General features: G+C 73.5%; 13 protein-coding genes and 1 pseudogene. 9 read left to right on the forward strand and 5 right to left on the reverse strand.

What is annotated here, in order from left to right; all coding sequences use genetic code 11:
• The first annotated feature begins 12 nt into the window (after positions 1-12).
• From kdpB to A8711_RS07905, 7 genes are all read left to right on the forward strand, one after another.
• Positions 13-2,187, forward strand: coding sequence for a potassium-transporting ATPase subunit KdpB (kdpB, locus tag A8711_RS07875; protein WP_069087840.1), 2,175 nt, complete (start codon positions 13-15; stop codon positions 2,185-2,187).
• Positions 2,187-3,068 (forward strand): potassium-transporting ATPase subunit C, encoded by an 882-nt coding sequence (locus A8711_RS07880; RefSeq protein WP_069087841.1) that lies wholly within the window; start codon positions 2,187-2,189, stop codon positions 3,066-3,068. The genes kdpB and A8711_RS07880 overlap by 1 nt, the downstream gene beginning before the upstream one ends.
• 80 nt (positions 3,069-3,148) lie before the next feature.
• Positions 3,149-5,695 carry a DUF4118 domain-containing protein gene (locus A8711_RS07885; RefSeq protein ID WP_069087842.1) on the forward strand — a complete coding sequence of 849 codons (2,547 nt, stop codon included), beginning with the start codon at positions 3,149-3,151 and terminating at the stop codon, positions 5,693-5,695.
• The gene (locus A8711_RS07890) at positions 5,692-6,372 is read left to right on the forward strand and encodes a response regulator (protein ID WP_064448596.1); all 681 of its coding nucleotides are present in this window, start codon (positions 5,692-5,694) and stop codon (positions 6,370-6,372) included. Before A8711_RS07885 ends, A8711_RS07890 begins: the two co-directional genes overlap by 4 nt.
• A 58-nt stretch (positions 6,373-6,430) precedes the next feature.
• Entirely contained in the window at positions 6,431-7,537 is a 1,107-nt protein-coding gene (locus A8711_RS07895; protein ID WP_064448595.1) for a magnesium and cobalt transport protein CorA, read from the forward strand.
• A gap of 132 nt (positions 7,538-7,669) precedes the next feature.
• Entirely contained in the window at positions 7,670-8,596 is a 927-nt protein-coding gene (locus A8711_RS07900) for an ion transporter (RefSeq protein ID WP_043327039.1), read from the forward strand.
• Positions 8,597-8,706: 110 nt separating this feature from the next.
• Complete coding sequence (locus A8711_RS07905) at positions 8,707-8,976, forward strand: GlsB/YeaQ/YmgE family stress response membrane protein (protein ID WP_043327037.1); 270 nt, start codon at positions 8,707-8,709, stop codon at positions 8,974-8,976.
• Between the two features lie 72 nt (positions 8,977-9,048).
• Here A8711_RS07905 and A8711_RS07910 read toward each other — a convergent pair whose 3' ends face one another.
• From A8711_RS07910 to A8711_RS07925, 4 genes are all read right to left on the reverse strand, one after another.
• Complete coding sequence (locus tag A8711_RS07910; protein WP_069087843.1) at positions 9,049-10,644, reverse strand: DUF4139 domain-containing protein; 1,596 nt, start codon at positions 10,642-10,644, stop codon at positions 9,049-9,051.
• 36 nt (positions 10,645-10,680) lie between these two features.
• Positions 10,681-11,520: a hypothetical protein gene (locus tag A8711_RS07915; protein ID WP_043327035.1), complete on the reverse strand. Its 840-nt coding sequence runs from the start codon at positions 11,518-11,520 to the stop codon at positions 10,681-10,683.
• Complete coding sequence (locus A8711_RS07920) at positions 11,517-12,026, reverse strand: SigE family RNA polymerase sigma factor (RefSeq protein ID WP_043327033.1); 510 nt, start codon at positions 12,024-12,026, stop codon at positions 11,517-11,519. Before A8711_RS07920 ends, A8711_RS07915 begins: the two co-directional genes overlap by 4 nt.
• Positions 12,027-12,113: 87 nt before the next feature.
• The gene (locus A8711_RS07925; RefSeq protein ID WP_069087844.1) at positions 12,114-13,532 is read right to left on the reverse strand and encodes a PLP-dependent aminotransferase family protein; all 1,419 of its coding nucleotides are present in this window, start codon (positions 13,530-13,532) and stop codon (positions 12,114-12,116) included.
• Between the two features lie 108 nt (positions 13,533-13,640).
• On the opposite strand from A8711_RS07925, the gene A8711_RS07930 reads away from it, so the two are divergent.
• Complete coding sequence (locus tag A8711_RS07930) at positions 13,641-14,921, forward strand: MFS transporter (RefSeq protein ID WP_069087845.1); 1,281 nt, start codon at positions 13,641-13,643, stop codon at positions 14,919-14,921.
• Between the two features lie 104 nt (positions 14,922-15,025).
• The gene (locus A8711_RS07935; RefSeq protein WP_233607691.1) at positions 15,026-15,367 is read left to right on the forward strand and encodes an STAS domain-containing protein; all 342 of its coding nucleotides are present in this window, start codon (positions 15,026-15,028) and stop codon (positions 15,365-15,367) included.
• 200 nt (positions 15,368-15,567) lie between these two features.
• Here A8711_RS07935 and A8711_RS33125 read toward each other — a convergent pair.
• Positions 15,568-16,791 (reverse strand): annotated as a pseudogene (locus A8711_RS33125) (PP2C family protein-serine/threonine phosphatase); the annotation flags it as partial.
• Between the last annotated feature and the right edge of the window lie 22 nt (positions 16,792-16,813).

Genomic DNA, 16,813 nt, shown 5'->3' on the forward strand with positions numbered 1-16,813 from the left:
AGAGACAAGGACATGACAGCACCTGTGCAGACCGTCGAAGCGCCGGTGGCAGGTACGCCGGGGCGCCGCGACGACCGGGTCGGCGGCGGGCTGCTCGACCCTCGCCAGCTGATCGCGTCGCTGCCGGACGCGCTGCGCAAGCTCGACCCGCGCACGCTGTGGCGCAACCCGGTGATGCTGATCGTGGAGATCGGCGCGCTGTTCACCACTGTGCTCGCGGTGACCGACCCGTCGGTGTTCGCCGTGGCGATCACGGTCTGGCTCTGGCTCACGGTGATCTTCGCGAACCTGGCCGAGGCGGTCGCCGAGGGGCGTGGCAAGGCGCAGGCCGACACGCTGCGCCGGGCCAAGCAGGACACCGTCGCCACCCGCCTGGTCGGCTGGACTCCCGGCGCCGCCGCGAACGCGTTCCGGGACGAGGCGGTGCCCGCGCCGCAACTGCGCCAGGGTGACGTCGTCCTGGTCGAGGCCGGGCAGGTCATTCCCGGTGACGGCGACGTGGTCGAGGGCATCGCCAGCGTCGACGAGTCGGCGATCACCGGCGAGTCCGCCCCGGTGATCCGGGAGTCCGGCGGCGACCGCAGCGCGGTCACCGGCGGCACCCGGGTGCTCTCCGACCGGATCGTCGTGCGGATCACCCAGAAGCCCGGCGAGAGCTTCATCGACCGGATGATCGCGCTGGTCGAGGGCGCCAACCGGCAGAAGACGCCGAACGAGATCGCGCTGAACATCCTGCTGGCCGCGCTGACGATCGTCTTCCTGCTCGCCGTCGTCACGCTCCAGCCCATGGCGATCTTCGCGAAGGGTTACCAGGCCGCCGCGCCGGACACCGCGGCGATCACCGACTCCGGCGTCACCGGCGTCGTCCTCGTATCGCTGCTGGTCTGTCTCATCCCGACCACCATCGGCGCGCTGCTGTCCGCTATCGGCATCGCCGGCATGGACCGGCTCGTGCAGCGCAACGTGCTGGCGATGAGCGGCCGGGCGGTCGAGGCGGCGGGCGACGTCAACACGCTGCTGCTGGACAAGACCGGCACGATCACGCTCGGCAACCGGCAGGCCGCCGAGTTCCTGCCGGTGACCGGGGTCGACGCGGCCACGCTCGCCGACGCGGCGCAGCTGTCCAGCCTGGCCGACGAGACCCCCGAGGGCCGCTCGGTGGTGGTGCTCGCGAAGAACGGGTACGGGCTGCGCGAGCGCGAGCCCGGCCTCATCCCGCACGCCACGTTCGTGCCGTTCACCGCGCAGACCCGGATGAGCGGCGTCGACCTCGACGCCGGCGGCGGCGTCCGGCACGTCCGCAAGGGCGCCGCCGCCGCGGTGATGAAGTGGGTACGCGACAACGGCGGCCACCCGACCGAACAGGTCGGTGAGCTGGTCGACGCGATCAGCGGCACCGGCGGTACGCCGCTGGTGGTGGCCGAGCACGTGGCGGGCGAACCGGCCCGGGCGCTCGGCGTCATCCACCTCAAGGACGTGGTGAAGGCCGGCATGCGGGAGCGCTTCGACGAGATGCGCCGGATGGGCATCCGCACCGTGATGATCACCGGCGACAACCCGCGTACCGCGAAGGCGATCGCCGACGAGGCGGGCGTGGACGACTTCCTCGCCGAGGCCACGCCGGAGGACAAGCTCGCCCTGATCAAGAAGGAGCAGGAGGGCGGCCGGCTGGTCGCGATGACCGGCGACGGCACGAACGACGCGCCCGCGCTGGCCCAGGCGGACGTCGGCGTGGCCATGAACACCGGCACGTCGGCGGCGAAGGAGGCCGGCAACATGGTCGACCTCGACTCCGACCCGACCAAGCTGATCGAGATCGTAGAGATCGGCAAGCAGTTGCTGATCACCCGGGGCGCGCTGACGACGTTCAGCATCGCCAACGACATCGCGAAGTACTTCGCGATCATCCCGGCCATGTTCGCCGGCATCTACCCGTCGCTGGACCGGCTGAACATCATGCGGCTGGCCAGCCCCGAGTCGGCGATCCTCTCCGCCGTCGTCTTCAACGCGATAGTCATCGTGGCGCTGATCCCGCTGGCCCTGCGCGGTGTGCGGTACCGCCCGGCCAGCGCGTCCGCGCTGCTGCGCCGCAACCTGTGGCTCTACGGCCTCGGCGGCATCGTGGTGCCGTTCGTCGGCATCAAGCTCATCGACCTGCTCGTCCAGTTCGTCCCGGGGATCTCGTGATGCGCCTTCCCAGTTGGCTCTCCCAGCACCTGGCCGCCCTGCGCGCGGTGCTCGTCTTCACCGTGCTGCTCGGCCTGCTCTACCCGCTCGCCCTGGTCGCCGCCGGCCGGCTCCCAGGCCTCGACGGCAGGGCCGACGGGTCACTGCTCACCGTCGACGGCCGTACCGTCGGCAGCTCGCTGATCGGCCAGTCGTTCACCGACGCGGACGGCAACCCGATCCCGCGCTACTTCCAGTCCCGCCCGTCGGCCGCCGGGGACGGCTACGACCCGACCGCCACCGCGGCCGGCAACCTCGGCCCGGAGAGCGTGGTGGACACGCTCTCCGCCGACCCCGCCGACTCCACGTCGAGCCTGCTCACCCAGGTCTGCGCCCGCAGCAAGGCGGTCGGCGAACTGGACGGCGTGGACGGGCGGCGCCCGTACTGCACGCCGGACGGGGTGGGCGCGGTGCTCGCCGTGTTCCGCGCCGACGGACTCACCGGCCGGATCACCCGCGTGGTGAGCGTCAACCAGGCCGCGCCCGCGACGCCGTTCGTCACCACCTGGCAGGGCGTACCGGTGGAGGCGGCGCAGCCCGGTCACGACTACGTGGCCGAGGGCGGCATCGTCACCCCGGTCCGCGGGGACGCCCCGGCCCGGCCCGCCGTACCGGCCGACGCGGTCACCGCCAGCGGCAGCGGCCTCGACCCGCACATCTCCCCGGCGTACGCCCGGAGGCAGGTGGCCCGGGTGGCGCGGGAGCGCGGCGCGGACCCGGCGGCGGTACGGCGGCTGGTCGCCGAGCACACCACCGGCCGGGCGCTGGGCTTCATGGGCGAGCCGGGGGTGAACGTGCTGGAACTCAACCTCGCGCTGGACGAGGCGTTCCCGGCGCGCTGACGGAAGTGTTAAGAAGGGCCCCCTTCACCTCGCGAGGCGTTAACAGGGGGCCCTTCCTTGCACTCAGGGAGGATGGGGGCGTGGGCAGGGGTGAACTGCGGATCTATCTCGGGGCCGCCCCGGGCGTCGGCAAGACGTACGCGATGCTGGAGGAGGCCCAGCGCCGGGCCGAGCGCGGCACCGACGTGGTGATCGGCCTGGTCGAGACGCACGGGCGCCGGCACACCGCCGAGATGATCGGCGACCTGGAGGTGGTGCCGCGCCGCCCGATGACGTACCGGGGCGTCGAGTTCACCGAGATGGACCTGGACGCCGTGCTGGCCCGGCGGCCCGAGGTCGTCGTGGTGGACGAGCTGGCCCACACCAACGTGCCCGGCTCCCGGCACGAGAAGCGCTGGCAGGACGTGCAGGAGCTGCTCGACGCCGGCATCAGCGTGCTGTCCACGGTCAACGTGCAGCACCTGGAGTCGCTCAACGACGTGGTCGCGCAGATCACCGGCACCACCCAGCGGGAGACCGTGCCGGACCAGGTGGTCCGCGCCGCCGAGCAGGTCGAGCTGGTGGACATGACGCCGGAGGCGCTGCGCCGCCGGATGGCGCACGGCAACATCTACCGGCCCGACAAGATCGACGCCGCGCTCGGCAACTACTTCCGGGTCGGCAACCTCACCGCGCTGCGCGAGCTGGCGCTGCTCTGGCTGGCCGGCAAGGTCGACGAGCAGCTCGACGCGTACCGGGCCCAGCAGGGCATCTCCGACACCTGGGAGACGCGGGAACGGGTGGTCGTCGCGCTGACCGGCGGCCCGGAGGGCGAGACGCTGATCCGCCGGGCGGCCCGGATCGCCGCCCGCAGCAAGGGCGCCGACCTGCTCGCCGTGCACGTCGCCCGCAGCGACGGGCTGGCCGGCGCCGACCCGGCCCAGCTGGCCCGGCAGCGGGTGCTGGTGGAGAGCCTCGGCGGCACGTACCACCAGGTGCTCGGCACCGACATCCCGGCGTCACTGCTGGACTTCGCCCGGGGCGTCAACGCCACCCAGCTCGTGCTCGGCGCGAGCCGCCGGGGCCGGTTCGCGCAGGTGTTCGCCCGGGGCGTCGGGGTGACCACCACCGCGCTGTCCGGCCCGATCGACGTGCATCTGGTCACCCACCCCGAGGCGGGCCGCGGGCGCCGGGGCACGTCGGTGCCCGCCGCGCTGTCGCGACGCCGGCGACTGATCGGGTACGCGCTCGCATTGCTCGGCATGCCCCTGCTCACGCTGCTGCTGCGGACGCTGCCCGACCTCACGCTCACAAACGACATCCTGCTGTTCCTCGCCGGTGTGGTGGGCGTGGCGCTGGTCGGCGGGCTCTGGCCGGCGCTGGTCGCCGCGCTCGGCGGCTCGCTGCTGCTCAACTGGTTCTTCACCCCGCCGTACCGGACGCTGACCATCGCCGAGGCGGACAACCTGCTCGCTCTCGGCGTGTTCGTCGGTGTCGCCATCGCGGTGAGCTGGGTGGTCGACGTGGCGGCCCGGCGTACCCGGGAGGCGGCCCGGGCCTCCGCCGACGCGCAGACCCTGGCCACCGTCGCGGGCAGCGTGCTGCGCGGCGAGCGGCCGCTGCCCGCCCTGCTGGACCGGCTGCGGGAGACGTTCGGGCTGCGGGCGGTGAGCGTGCTGGAGCTGACCGACGAGGCCGGCGGACGCCCGGCGCGCGCCCGGGACGCGGACGCCTGGCGGGTGGTGGCGAGCGTCGGCGAGCGGCCGCCCGGTAGCCCGGGCGCGGGCGAGACGGTGGTGCCGGTCGACGACCGGCTCAGCGTGGTGCTCGCCGGCCGGCGGCTGGAGGCGGCCGACCGCCGGGTGGTGGAGGCGTTCGCCGCGCAGGCCGCCGTCGCGCTGCGCCAGGAACGGCTGGCCGAGGAGGCCGCCACCGCCCGCCCGCTGGCCGCCGCCGACCGGATGCGCACCGCGCTGCTCGCGGCGGTCAGCCACGACCTGCGTACGCCGCTGGCGTCGGCCAAGGCCGCGGTGAGCAGCCTGCGCAGCCACGACGTCGAGTTCGACCCGGACGACCGGGAGGAACTGCTGGCCACCGCCGACGAGTCGCTGGACCGGCTGGGCCGGCTGGTGGCGAACCTGCTCGACATGAGCCGCCTGCAGGCCGGCGCGCTGGGCGTCACCACCACCGCGATCGGGCTGGAGGACGCCGTACCCCGGGCCCTCGACGAACTGGGCCCGGCGGCGGCCGAGGTGACCACGGACATCCCGGCCGACCTGCCGGCGGCGCTGGCCGACCCGGGCCTGCTGGAGCGCGTGCTCGTAAACGTGGTGTCGAACGCGCTGCGGCACAGCCCGCCCGGCCGCCCGCCGACGATCACCGGCAGCGCGCACGCCGGGCAGGTCGAGCTGCGGGTGATCGACACCGGGCCGGGCATCCCGGAGGACCAGTGGGAGCACGTCTTCCTGCCGTTCCAGCGCCTCGGCGACCGGGACAACCAGACCGGCGTCGGCCTCGGGCTGGCGCTGTCCCGGGGCCTCGCCGAGGCGATGGGTGGCAGCATCACCCCGGAGACCACGCCCGGCGGCGGGCTCACCATGGTGTTGCGGCTGCCGGCCGCCCCGCACGCGGAAGGGCCGCAGGAATGACCCGGATCCTGGTCGTCGACGACGAGCCGCAGATCCTGCGCGCCCTGCGGATCAACCTGCGCGCCCGGGGCTACGACGTGGAGGTCGCAGGCAGCGGCGCCGCCGCGCTCAAGGCCGCCGCCGGGCACCCGCCGGACCTGGTGGTGCTCGACCTGGGCCTGCCGGATCTGGACGGCACCGAGGTGATCCGGGGCCTGCGCGGCTGGACCACCGTGCCGATCATCGTGCTCTCCGGCCGGGCCGGCAGCGAGGACAAGGTGGCCGCGCTCGACGCGGGCGCCGACGACTACGTCACCAAGCCGTTCGGGGTCGACGAGCTGCTGGCCCGCATCCGGGCGGTGACCCGGCGGCTCGCCCCGGCCACGCCCGCCGTGCCAGCGCTGCGGATCGGCCGCAACACCGTCGACCTGGCCGACCGGACCGTCACCCGGGACGACGGCGTCGAGGTCAAGCTGACCCCCACCCAGTGGGCGATGCTGGAGAAGCTGCTGCGCAACCCGGGCAAGCTGGTCAGCCAGCGTCAGCTGCTGCACGACGTGTGGGGGCCGGAGTACCACCAGGAGACGAACTACCTGCGGCAGTACATGGCCCAGTTGCGGCGCAAGCTGGAGGACGATCCGGCCCGGCCCCGGCACCTGATCACCGAGCCGGGGATGGGCTACCGCTACCGCCCCTGACGTTTGCGACCGCCTCGGCGGGGGACTCGGCGAGCCGGTCGGGCTGCGGGGGAGGGGCATGGCGGGCAACCGGTCCTCGGAGGGGTTCGGCCGGCAACTGGACGAACACGCCATCGACGCCGGCGCGGCGGAGCCGGAGCGCCCCGACGGGCTGGTCGACAGCGGCGTCTACGTCGGCGGGGTACGGCGGGCGTCGCCGGTCAGCCTCGCCGACACGTACCGCTGCCTGCAGCAGCTCGACGACGCGATGGCCTGGATCGGGCTGCTCCGGCCGGGCCGCGAGCAGATCGCCTCGCTCGCCGCCGAGTTCCAGCTCCCCGACCTGGCCGTCGAGGACGCGATCAACGCCCATCAGCGCCCCAAGCTGGAACGCTACGGCGACACCCTGTTCGTGGTGCTGCGCGCCGCCCGCTACCTGGACGAGCGGGACGCGGTCGAGTTCGCCGAGCTGCACCTGTTCCTCGGGCCCGGATTCGTGATCACCGTGCGGCACGGCGGCACGCCCGACCTGGCCGGCGTACGACGGCGGCTGGAGGCCGAGCCGAACGTGCTCGCGCTCGGCCCGGAAGCGGTGCTCTACGCCGTGCTCGACCGGGTGGTGGACGGCTACGCGCCGGTGGTGGCCGGGCTGGAGAACGACATCGACGAGGTCGAGACCGAGGTGTTCGGCGGCGACCCGAACGCCAGCCGCCGCATCTACGAGCTGAGCCGCGAGGTGATCCAGTTCCAGCGGGCCGCCCGCCCGCTGCTGAAGGTGGTGGACGAGCTGGCACACGGGTTCGACAAGTACGGCACGGACGAGGAGCTGCGCCGTCGGCTGCGCGACGTGGCCGACCACCTCACCCAGGTGGTGGAGCGGGTGGACGGGTTCCGGCACCTGCTCCAGAACATCCTCACCGTCAACGCCACGCTGTTATCGCAGGCGCAGAACGAGGAGATGCGCAGCCTGACCGCCGCCAGCTTCGAGCAGAACGAGGAGGTCAAGCGGGTCTCCGCCTGGGCCGCCATCCTGTTCGCGCCGACCCTGATCGGCACCGTGTACGGGATGAACTTCGGGCACATGCCGGAGCTGGGCTGGCGGTACGGCTATCTGTTCGCGCTCGCCCTGATGCTCGCCGTCTGCGGCGCGCTCTATCTGCTGTTCAAGCGCCGCGGCTGGCTGTGAGCCGGGCCGGCCGGGCCTCGGCCGTGACCGCGCGCCGTCGGTGATCCACTAAAGTGTCCGGGTGACTACCCCCCGTCGTCCGTACGTTGCCCGGACCTCGTGTCGTGGAGGTAGGCGCTGATCGGGGACACGGTGCCGACCCCGCGCGGCGGTCGCCGGACGAGCACGGGGAGGCGAGGGCTGGCGGGCCACTGTGCCCGGCTCGTCGCGTCCCGGCCGTTCGAGGTGGCCATCGTGGTGCTCATCATGGCCAACGGAGTGGTGCTGGGTATCGAGACGTACCCGAACCTGGGCGCCGCCGGGCCGGTGCTGCGGTGGACGGAGCTGATGTTCCGGGCCGCCTTCGTCGTGGAGATCACCATCCGGATCCTCGCGTACGGCCGCCGTCCGCAGGACTTCTTCCGGCACGGCTGGAACGTCTTCGACCTGCTGGTCACCGCGGCCATCTTCATCCCGGGACTGCACGGCGACTCGGGCGTGCTGCGGTTCATCCGGGTCGCCCGGGTGCTGCGGCTGGTCCGCTTCTCGCCCGGCCTGCGGACCATCGTCACGGCGCTGTGGCGCAGCCTGCCCGGCGTCGCCGGGTTCCTCGCGCTCGCCGCCGTCACGCTCTACGTGTACGGCATGGCCGGCTGGCTGATCTTCGGCGACCGTTACCCCGAGCAGTACGGCGACATCGGCCGTTCCCTCGTCACGCTGTTCGTGCTGCTGTCCCTGGAGACGCTGCCGGACCTGCTGGAACAGGGCCTTGAGGTGTCACCGTGGACGCTTCTCTACTACGTCAGCTTCGTGATGATCGCGGTCAATCTGCTGCTGAACATCCTCATCGCGGTCATCGTCAACTCGATGGAGGAGGCGCGCCGGCTGGAGATGACCGAGGGGCTGGCGCCGGACTACGACGAAGACGGCGACGGGATACCGGACGAGGTGGACCGGATCGCGATCAGTCAGCGCCTGGACGACCTGCGCATGGTCATCGCCGAGTTGGAGCGGGAACTGCGCATCGACCGGGACGAGCCGCCCGGCGCGCCGCGCCGCCGCCAGCACTCGGAGCACTGACCGGCCCGGTCATGACAGTTCTGTGACGAAATCGGACCGTACGTTTGGCCGGACGGTTGATCGGGGCAACCAGCGAGGCGCCAACACATCCGAGGGAAGGGACGCCTCTCGTGGAGATCACGGGCTTCTTCACCGCGCTCATCATCGGCCTGGTCATCGGTGCGCTCGGGCGCCTGGTGGTGCCGGGCAAGCAGAACATCCCGATCTGGCTGACCCTGCTCATCGGTGTGGTCGCCGCGCTCGTCGGCACCCTGGTGGCCGGCGCGTTCGGCGTCGCCGACACTCCCGGCATCGACTGGATCGAGCTGGCGCTCCAGGTCGGCTTCGCGGCCATCGGCGTCGCGATCTTCGCCGGCCTGTACGGTCGTCGCCGCGTCTGACCGGACCGAAGGAAGGGCCCCTTCTTAACGCATTCTGCATAAGAAGGGGCCCTTCCTAACGCCTGCGTGCGGCTACTCCCGCCAGCCGGTCAGCTCGACGCCCTTGGCCAGCTCCACCCGGAAGCCCAGCGCGATCTCGCCGCTCTCGCCCGGCGCGAGCGACAGCCGCCAGGTCAGCTCGCCCAGCTCCGTACGCTCGGCGGGCGGCGGCGTCAGCGTCGTCTCGCGTACCACCACGGACTCGTCCCGGGAAACCGGCAACTGGTCGCGCACCTCGACAGTCGCCGGGCGGGGCGTGTGGTTCGCGACAGTCATCCGGTACTCCACCTCCCGCCGCCGCGTCGACCCGAGCGTCGCCCTGCTCTCGGTGCGCCGGTGCAGCTTCCGCTCCACCCGTACCCGGTCGTCGACCCCCAGCGCCAGCTCGGTCTCCTCGCCCGGCGCCCACATGGTCAACCGCGTCGCCGCGACGAAGTCCGCGCCATGGAACACCGACGCCGGGCCGGGCAGCAGCGTGTGGTCGGACGTGTTGCGTACCGTCGCCCGCAGGTGCGCCTCGGCGGCACGTACCGGCACGCTGACGTGGTCCAGCCGGGCCGGCAGCTCCAGCGCCGCGACCGTCACCCGGTGCGCGCTGCCGTCGGCCGGCACCGCCACCGGCCGGGCGGGCCGGTAGGTCGCCGCCGTGACGCCCTGCTCGACCTCGGCCACGCTCTCCCGCACGGCCGGCCGGACCGCCGCCGACCGGGCCGCGCCGGCCCGGCCCGGCGGCGGCGCCGCGCCGGGCGCCGGGGGCGGCAACGTCCCGTCGAACGACGCGGCCGACACGGCCACCGGCGGCTGCGGGCGGAGCCGGTCGAGATACCAGGGCGACAGTTCGGGTACGCCGCTCGCCGCCGCCGCCGGGCGGGCGGTGGAGAGCAGGAGTTCGCACTCCGGCCAGTCCTCCCCGGTGCCCTGGCTGACCAGCCCGAACCAGGTGACGGTCATGGTGTCGCCGACCAGCCGCAGGTCGTAGGAGGGGGTCCAGCGGGCGCCGTCCACCAGGTAGGTCAGCTCCAGCTCCACCTCGGCGTCGTCGGCGTCCACCGAGACCGACACCTCGGCGGCCAGCCGGTCCGGCGCCCGCTTGCCGCGCGCCGCCGCCAGCTCGCGGTCGACGGCGGCCAGCTCCTCCGCCAGGTCGGTGCGCCGCCGGGCCAGCCCGCGCCGCCGGGCCCGGGACTCGGCGAGCTGACCGGACACCGACTCGGTGAAGGCCGCGACGTCGGCGGGGGCCGCGTCGCCGGCGGCCAGGGCCCGGGCGTACGTGCCACCGGCGCGCTCGGCCAGCCGGGTGAGGAACTCGCCGCGCTGGGCCTCGATCGCGTCCGTGTCCTCGACCTCGGCCACCTCGTCGGCGAGTTCCCGCCGCCGCCGTTCCAGCTCGACGACCTGTGCGTCGGTGCTGCGGGCCTGCCGGTGGGCGGTCACGTCGACACCGAGCACGGTGGCCGGGCCGTGACCGCCCACCCGGATCGAGTCCCGCCGCAGGCCCAGCGGGAGCGGCGCGACGCGTACCCGATGTTCCCCCGCGGCGAGCCGGAGGCCACCCCGGCGGGTGACCCGCGCGCGGTCCGGGTAGACGGTCACACCGACGACTGGCGCATCGATCTCCACAGTGTTCACCGGCGCGAGGGTAGTTCAGCCGCGCCCACCTCGGGGCTACCCAAGGTGCAGCCGCTGGTCGACGGCGAGCGTCGCCAGTTCGCGCGCGGTGAACGGCAGCGGGGACGCGGATGTCTGCCTGTCGTACGCGCCCTGCGCCACGAAGACCACCATGCCGTCGGGGTGCCGGTAGGCCGCCCACTGGTCGAACCGGTCGTCCGCGCCGGGACGAACCACCACACCCACAGTCGCGTCGCCGACGGTCATCGGCTGGCACTCGCCCCCCATGCCCCCCATGCCCCAGAACGCGCGCGCCAGGCCACACGGTTCGGTCGGCAGCGGGTTCCCCGGTGTGTGCACCTCGGTGAGCAGGCGTCCCCTCCACGTCCCCTTCGCCACGTCGACCGAGGCCGTGTAGCTCCACAGCTCGGCGCCGTCGGCCCGTCCGATGAAGTTGGCCTCGTGCGTGCCCAGCGTCTCCTTCCCGGTCTTGCTGGAGACGGTCTTCTCAGCGGTGTAGCCGGCGGGCACCACTGTGACGAGCTGGTCGAGCAGCAGGACGGCCTTGTGGTACCGGGTGCCCGCCCGCGCGGTGCGGTCCTCCTGGGGCAGGCCGTCGGGCCCGGTCGGCATCGGCTCGGCGCTGTCGTCCGGCGACGGGGCGGTCTGCGGCAGCGCGGCGGGCGGGCGTCGGTCGCCGCCGTCCGGGGTGGCGAGGGCCACGACACCCGCGACGGCGATTACCGCCGTCGCCGATCCGGCACACGCCCGGATGACCCGGCGCCGGTTGCGTGCCCGGCGGGCGGAGCGCAGCATGCCGTCCGTGCTCGGTCGCGGCGGCGCGGCGACGCCGAGCATCTCGTCGCGAAGCGCCTCGCGCAGCTGGTCTCCGTTCATCGTTGCCCCTTCTCGCTCGATGAGTGCATGGGTGACAGGAGGCCGCGCAACGTGTCCAGGCCCCGGGCGGACTGGCTCTTCACCGTTCCCGGCGAGCAGTTCAGCAGCGCCGCCACCTCGTCGACCGGCAGGTCCTCCCAGTAGCGGAGGACCAGGACGGCGCGCTGCCGGGGCGGTACGGCGGCGAGCGCCTGGAGCACCACGAGCCGGTCCTCGGACGGACTCGCGGGCGCCGGTGGATCGGCGTCGGGCGTGCCCACCCGTTCCCGCCGCCACCAGCCCCGCCGCCGTTCGTCGAGGAAGGACCGGACGATGATCTGGCGCACGTAGGAGTCGAGCGCGTCGTGCCGGTCGACCCGGTTCCAGACCAGGTACAGCTTGGTGAACCCGGTCTGGACCAGGTCCTCCGCGCGGTGCCAGTCACCGCAGAGCAGATACGCGGTGGCGCGCATGGCGCGGTGCCTCGCCGAGAAGTACTCCGCGAACGCCGTGTCGCGATCACTCATCCGGACCTCCGATCAGATTCGGGATAGTCACGCCAGGTGAGGCTCCCGGGGTTGCTCGAAGCCCGGAGGAATCCGCGTCGCCGACGGTCAGCCGCGGAAGCTGCGCGCGAGCAACCGGAGCCCGTCGGGCACGTCGGCGGTGCCGACGGCGCCGTAGCCGAGCACCAGACCGGTCGGGCCGGGCGGGCCCGCCCGGTAACCGGCGATCTCGCGTACCGTGACGCCGACCTCCGCCGCCCGGGCGACGACTTCCGGCAGGTCGACGCCGGTCTCCGGGCGCAGCCGCGCGCACAGGTGCAGGCCCGCCGTCGACGGCACCGGGTCGAGCCAGTCGGCGAGGTCGGATCGCAACGCGGCGTCGATCAGGTCGCGCCGCTCGGCGTACACCCGGGTCGCCTTGCGGATGTGCCGGGCCAGTTCGCCGGAGTCGATGAACCGGGCCAGCGCGGCCTGAGTGGTGTGGTCGCCGTGCCAGTCGGTGAGCTGCCGGGCGGCCAGCAGCGCCGGGCGAAGCGACGCCGGGGCGACCAGGAAACCGAGGCGCAGCATGGGCAGCAGGGTCTTGGAGAACGTGCCGACGTAGACGACCTTCCCGGCCCGGTCCAGCGTCTGCAACGGGTCCAGCGGGCGGGCCGAGAAGCGGAACTCGGTGTCGTAGTCGTCCTCCACGACCACCGCGTCCCGGGCCGCCGCCCAGTCCAGCAGCGCCGCCCGGCGGGCCGGGGACATCCGGACGCCCAGCGGGAACTGGTGGGACGGGGTGACGTAGACCAGCCGCGCGTCGCCTGGTAGCGCGCGAACGTCGAGGCCCTGGTCGTCGACGGGCACCGGCACGACCCGCGCGCCGTGGCCGGCGAACAGCCGCCGGGCGGGGGGATAGCCGGGCTCCTCCACCGCCACCCGGTCGCCCGGTTCGAGCACCACCCGGGCGATCAGGTCCAGCGCCTGCTGGGCGCCGTGGGTGACGACGACGTCCTCGGGCGCGGCCCGTACCGCGCGGGCGAGTCCCACGTAACGGGCGACGGCGGTACGCAGGCCCTGGTGCCCGGCCGGGTCGGCGTATCCGCCCCGGATCGTCGCGGTGCGCAGTTCCCCGGCGACCAGCCGCCGCCAGGTGGCCAGCGGGAACAGCCCGGTGTCAGGGGTGCCGGCCCGGAAGTCGTGGCCCGGTCGGGGCGCGGCGGTGGGGGCCGGCGCGGCGGACGCCCAGAACGCGCGGGGGCGTACGCCACCGGCCGGTGCCGGACGGGGCCGGGCGCGGGCGACCGGCTCGCCTGCGACGAACGTGCCCGCGCCGACCCGGGCGGTGAGCAGGCCCTCGGCGGTCAGCCGCTCGTAGGCGACGGCGACCGTGTTGCGGGAGACGTCGAGCCGCCGGGCCAGCTCGCGGCTGGGTGGCAACCGTTCGCCGGGCCGCAGCCGGCCGTCCAGGATCGCCTCCAGCAACTGCCTGTGGATCCGGGTGGCGCGGTCGCCGGGGCCGGCCAGGCTCACGTGTACGTCCACCGCGACGACCCTACATTGGCCCAATCGAATCGCCTGGAATCGGTGCTTCTGTGAGCCAATCCGCAGGTCTTGGATGGAGGAAGGAGCACGGCGAACGGGGGACGAGCAATGACCGATGTCGACACCGGCCGCCGGGTCCGGGTGCTGGCCCTGGCCCAGCTCGCCAACTCGGTGGGTGACGGCGCGTTCTACGCCTGCTCGGCGCTGTTCTTCATCCGGGTGGTCGGGTTGTCCCCGGCGCAGGTCGGGATCGCCCTCACCGTGGGCTGGTCGACGGGCATCCTCGCCGGGGTGCCCGCCGGCCAGCTGGCAGACCGCTACGGCGCGCGGCGGATGACAGTCGTCTTCGCCGTCGCCACCGCCGCCGCACTCAGCGGCTTCCTCGTGATCCGTTCCTTCCCGCTGTTCGTGCTGCTCGCATGTTGCTACGCCGCCTGTCAGGCCGGGCTCACCGCCAGCCGGCAGGCGCTGCTGGTCGGGCTGATCGAGCCCGCGCGGCGCACCGCGGTACGGGCCCGGTTGCAGTCGGTCTCGAACGCCGGCCTGGCCGCCGGGGCCGGGCTGGGCGCGCTCGTGCTCTGGGCGGACAGCCGCCCGGCGTACCTGTCCGCCTTCGCGCTCGACGCGGCGAGCTTCCTGGCCGCGGCCCTGCTGGTGCGCCGGCTGCCCGAGGCGGCGGCGCCGGTCCCGGCCGGACCCGAGCCGGGCCGGCTGGCTGTGCTGCGCGACCGCCCGTACGCGCTGATCACCCTGCTGAACGCGGTGATGTGCCTGAACATGCCGCTGCTCAGCCTGGCGTTGCCACTGTGGATCGCGGAACGGACCGACGCCCCGGCGCCGATGGGCGCGATCGTGCTCACCGTGAACATGCTGTGCGTGGTGCTGTGGCAGGTCCGGGTGGCCCGCCGGGTGACCGATCCGGGCACGGCGGCGCGGGCCAGCGGGCACGCCGGTTGGGTGCTGCTTGTCGCTTGCGGCGCGTACGCGGTCTCCGGGATGGTCGGCGGCGCGTGGGTGGCCTCGGCGGTGCTGCTGGGCGCGGCACTGGTGCAGGTGTTCGGCGAGATGGTGCAGGCGGCCAGCGGCTGGGAGGTCGGCTTCACCCTGGCCCGACCCGACCGGCAGGGGCAGTACCAGGGCTTCTTCGGCATGGCGCCGCAGCTCGCCCGGATGCTCGGCCCGGTGCTGCTGACCTCGCTGCTGCTCGGCTGGGGCACCCCGGGCTGGCTGGTGCTCGGCGGGCTGTTCGTGCTCGCCGGCCTGGCGATGCGGCCGGCGGTACGCCTCGCCGAGCGCCGCCGGGCCGCCGCCGAGGTGTGGATCCCCGCTCCGGTACCGGGCTCGACCGGCACTGAGGTGTCCTCCACCACGTCGCGGCGAGGCCGCTGAGCCGTCGCGCACCTACGGGAGGCGATCAGGGCGCATTTCTGGCACGGTGGGTAGAAGTGTGGTGCCGTCGGCGGCGCGGTTGAGGGGGCGTGGTGGAGTTCTCGGTGACGACCCGGCAGGGGCGCGTCGGCCCGGTGATCGAGGTCGTCGGCGATCTGGACATGGCCAGCGCGCCTCAGCTGCGTGACCGGCTGCTCGAGGTGGTGGAGACCGGTGCGCGGACGGTGGTCGTCGACCTGACCCAGGTCGGATTCATGGATTCCAGCGGCTTGGGCGCGCTGGTGCTCGTCTACAAGAACCTGCGGGAGCGCGACGGCTGGCTCGGTCTGGCCGTCGTACGCCAGTCGATCCGCAACGTCTTCTCGATCACCTCGGTGGACCGCGTCGTCCCGCTCTTCGGCACGGTCCGCGAGGCCGAGGACGGCTCACCGACGGCGGTGCGCTGAGCGCTCCTCGTCCGGGCTGACGCGGGCGCTGTCCGCGCCGGCGGTGCTGCGGCGTGGCCCGTGGCCGCCGTACCAGTCGACGACGAGCAGCGTGGTGTCGTCGGCCAGAGCCGGCCCGGCGATCTCCAGCACCGCGTCGGCAGTGCCCGGACCGCCTCGCGGGGATGCAGGTGGGCGAGGCGGAGCAGGGCGGCGGCCAGGTCGAGGTCCGCGGCGTTGCGTTCGCGCATGCCGTCGGTGACCACCACCAGCCGGTCGCCGGGCAGCAGCGGTAGCTCCGCGCTGCGGTAGCTCTCGCCGGGGAACATCCCGAACGGAAAGTTGCCCGGCAGTTCCACGGGTACGACCCGGCCGTCCCGGACCAGCAGCGGCGGGACGTGCCCCGCATTCAGCAGCTCGCAGCGTCCGGTGGTCAGGTCGATACGGCCCAGCACGGCGGTGACGTACGCGCCGCGTACGTTGGCGTGCTCCGCGACCGCCCGGTTGGCCTCCTCGGCCTGCGCGACGAGACCGAGGCCGCGCCGGCGGGTGTTGCGCAGGCTGCCCACGCCGAGGGTGGCGGTGAGCGCGCTCGCCACGCCGTGGCCCATCGCGTCGGTGACGCTGAGGTGCAGCAGGTCCCGGGCCAGGCTGTAGTCGAAGGTGTCGCCGCCGACGCTCGCGGCGGGTTCCAGCCAGCCGGAGAGGGCGAAGGCGCCGGCCTCGCAGGTGAACGAGGCGGGCAGCAGCCGGCGCTGGATCTCGGCGGAGAGGGTGAACGGGGTGGTGCGCTGTCCCCACTCGAACAGGTCGGTGTGCCTGCGGTTGGCGATGACCACGAACGCCAGCGCGTGCGCGGTACGGGCGACCCAGTTCACCACGTCGCCGTCCGGCTCGTCGGGCAGGTCGATCTCCAGCAGGCCGATCGCCTCACCGCGGTCGGTGACCGGCGCCAGCACGGTCCACGTGCCGTCGCCGGGGACGACCTCGGGGGCCTGCTGACGGAGGGCGCGTTCGTAGGGCCCGCCGTCGAACGGGAGGACCTCGGCCTCCTCCTCGCCGTGGCGTCGCCCGGCGCCGCCGCCGTCCGGCTGGTGGGTCAGCCGGACCAGCGCGCGACCGCTGAGGTCGGCGATCAGCAGCGAGACGCCGCGCGCGTTCAGCGCCGTGGCGATGACGCCGGTGACGGCCTCGACCGCCTGCACCGGGGCGGCGTCCTCCGCCGACTGCAACATCCCGGTCAGCACCGCCTGCTCGCTGTCCTCCACCCCTTGAGCATATTCAGCGGGCAGCGCGGCCGCCTTGTGGGCGAGACCGGGGGCCGGCGGGTCACCGCCATCGACCGGCCGGTATTGCATATAGTTGGCAACTACAGAAGAGTGGCGGTAGCGGGCGCTCGGGCACGCGATGATCGATCCTCGCCGGAGCGCCCGCCCGGCTGCCATCCGCAGACGAGTGTTCGAGGGG

Origin of the sequence: Micromonospora sp. II (assembly GCF_001709195.1) — a bacterium.
GTDB lineage: Bacteria > Actinomycetota > Actinomycetes > Mycobacteriales > Micromonosporaceae > Micromonospora > Micromonospora chalcea.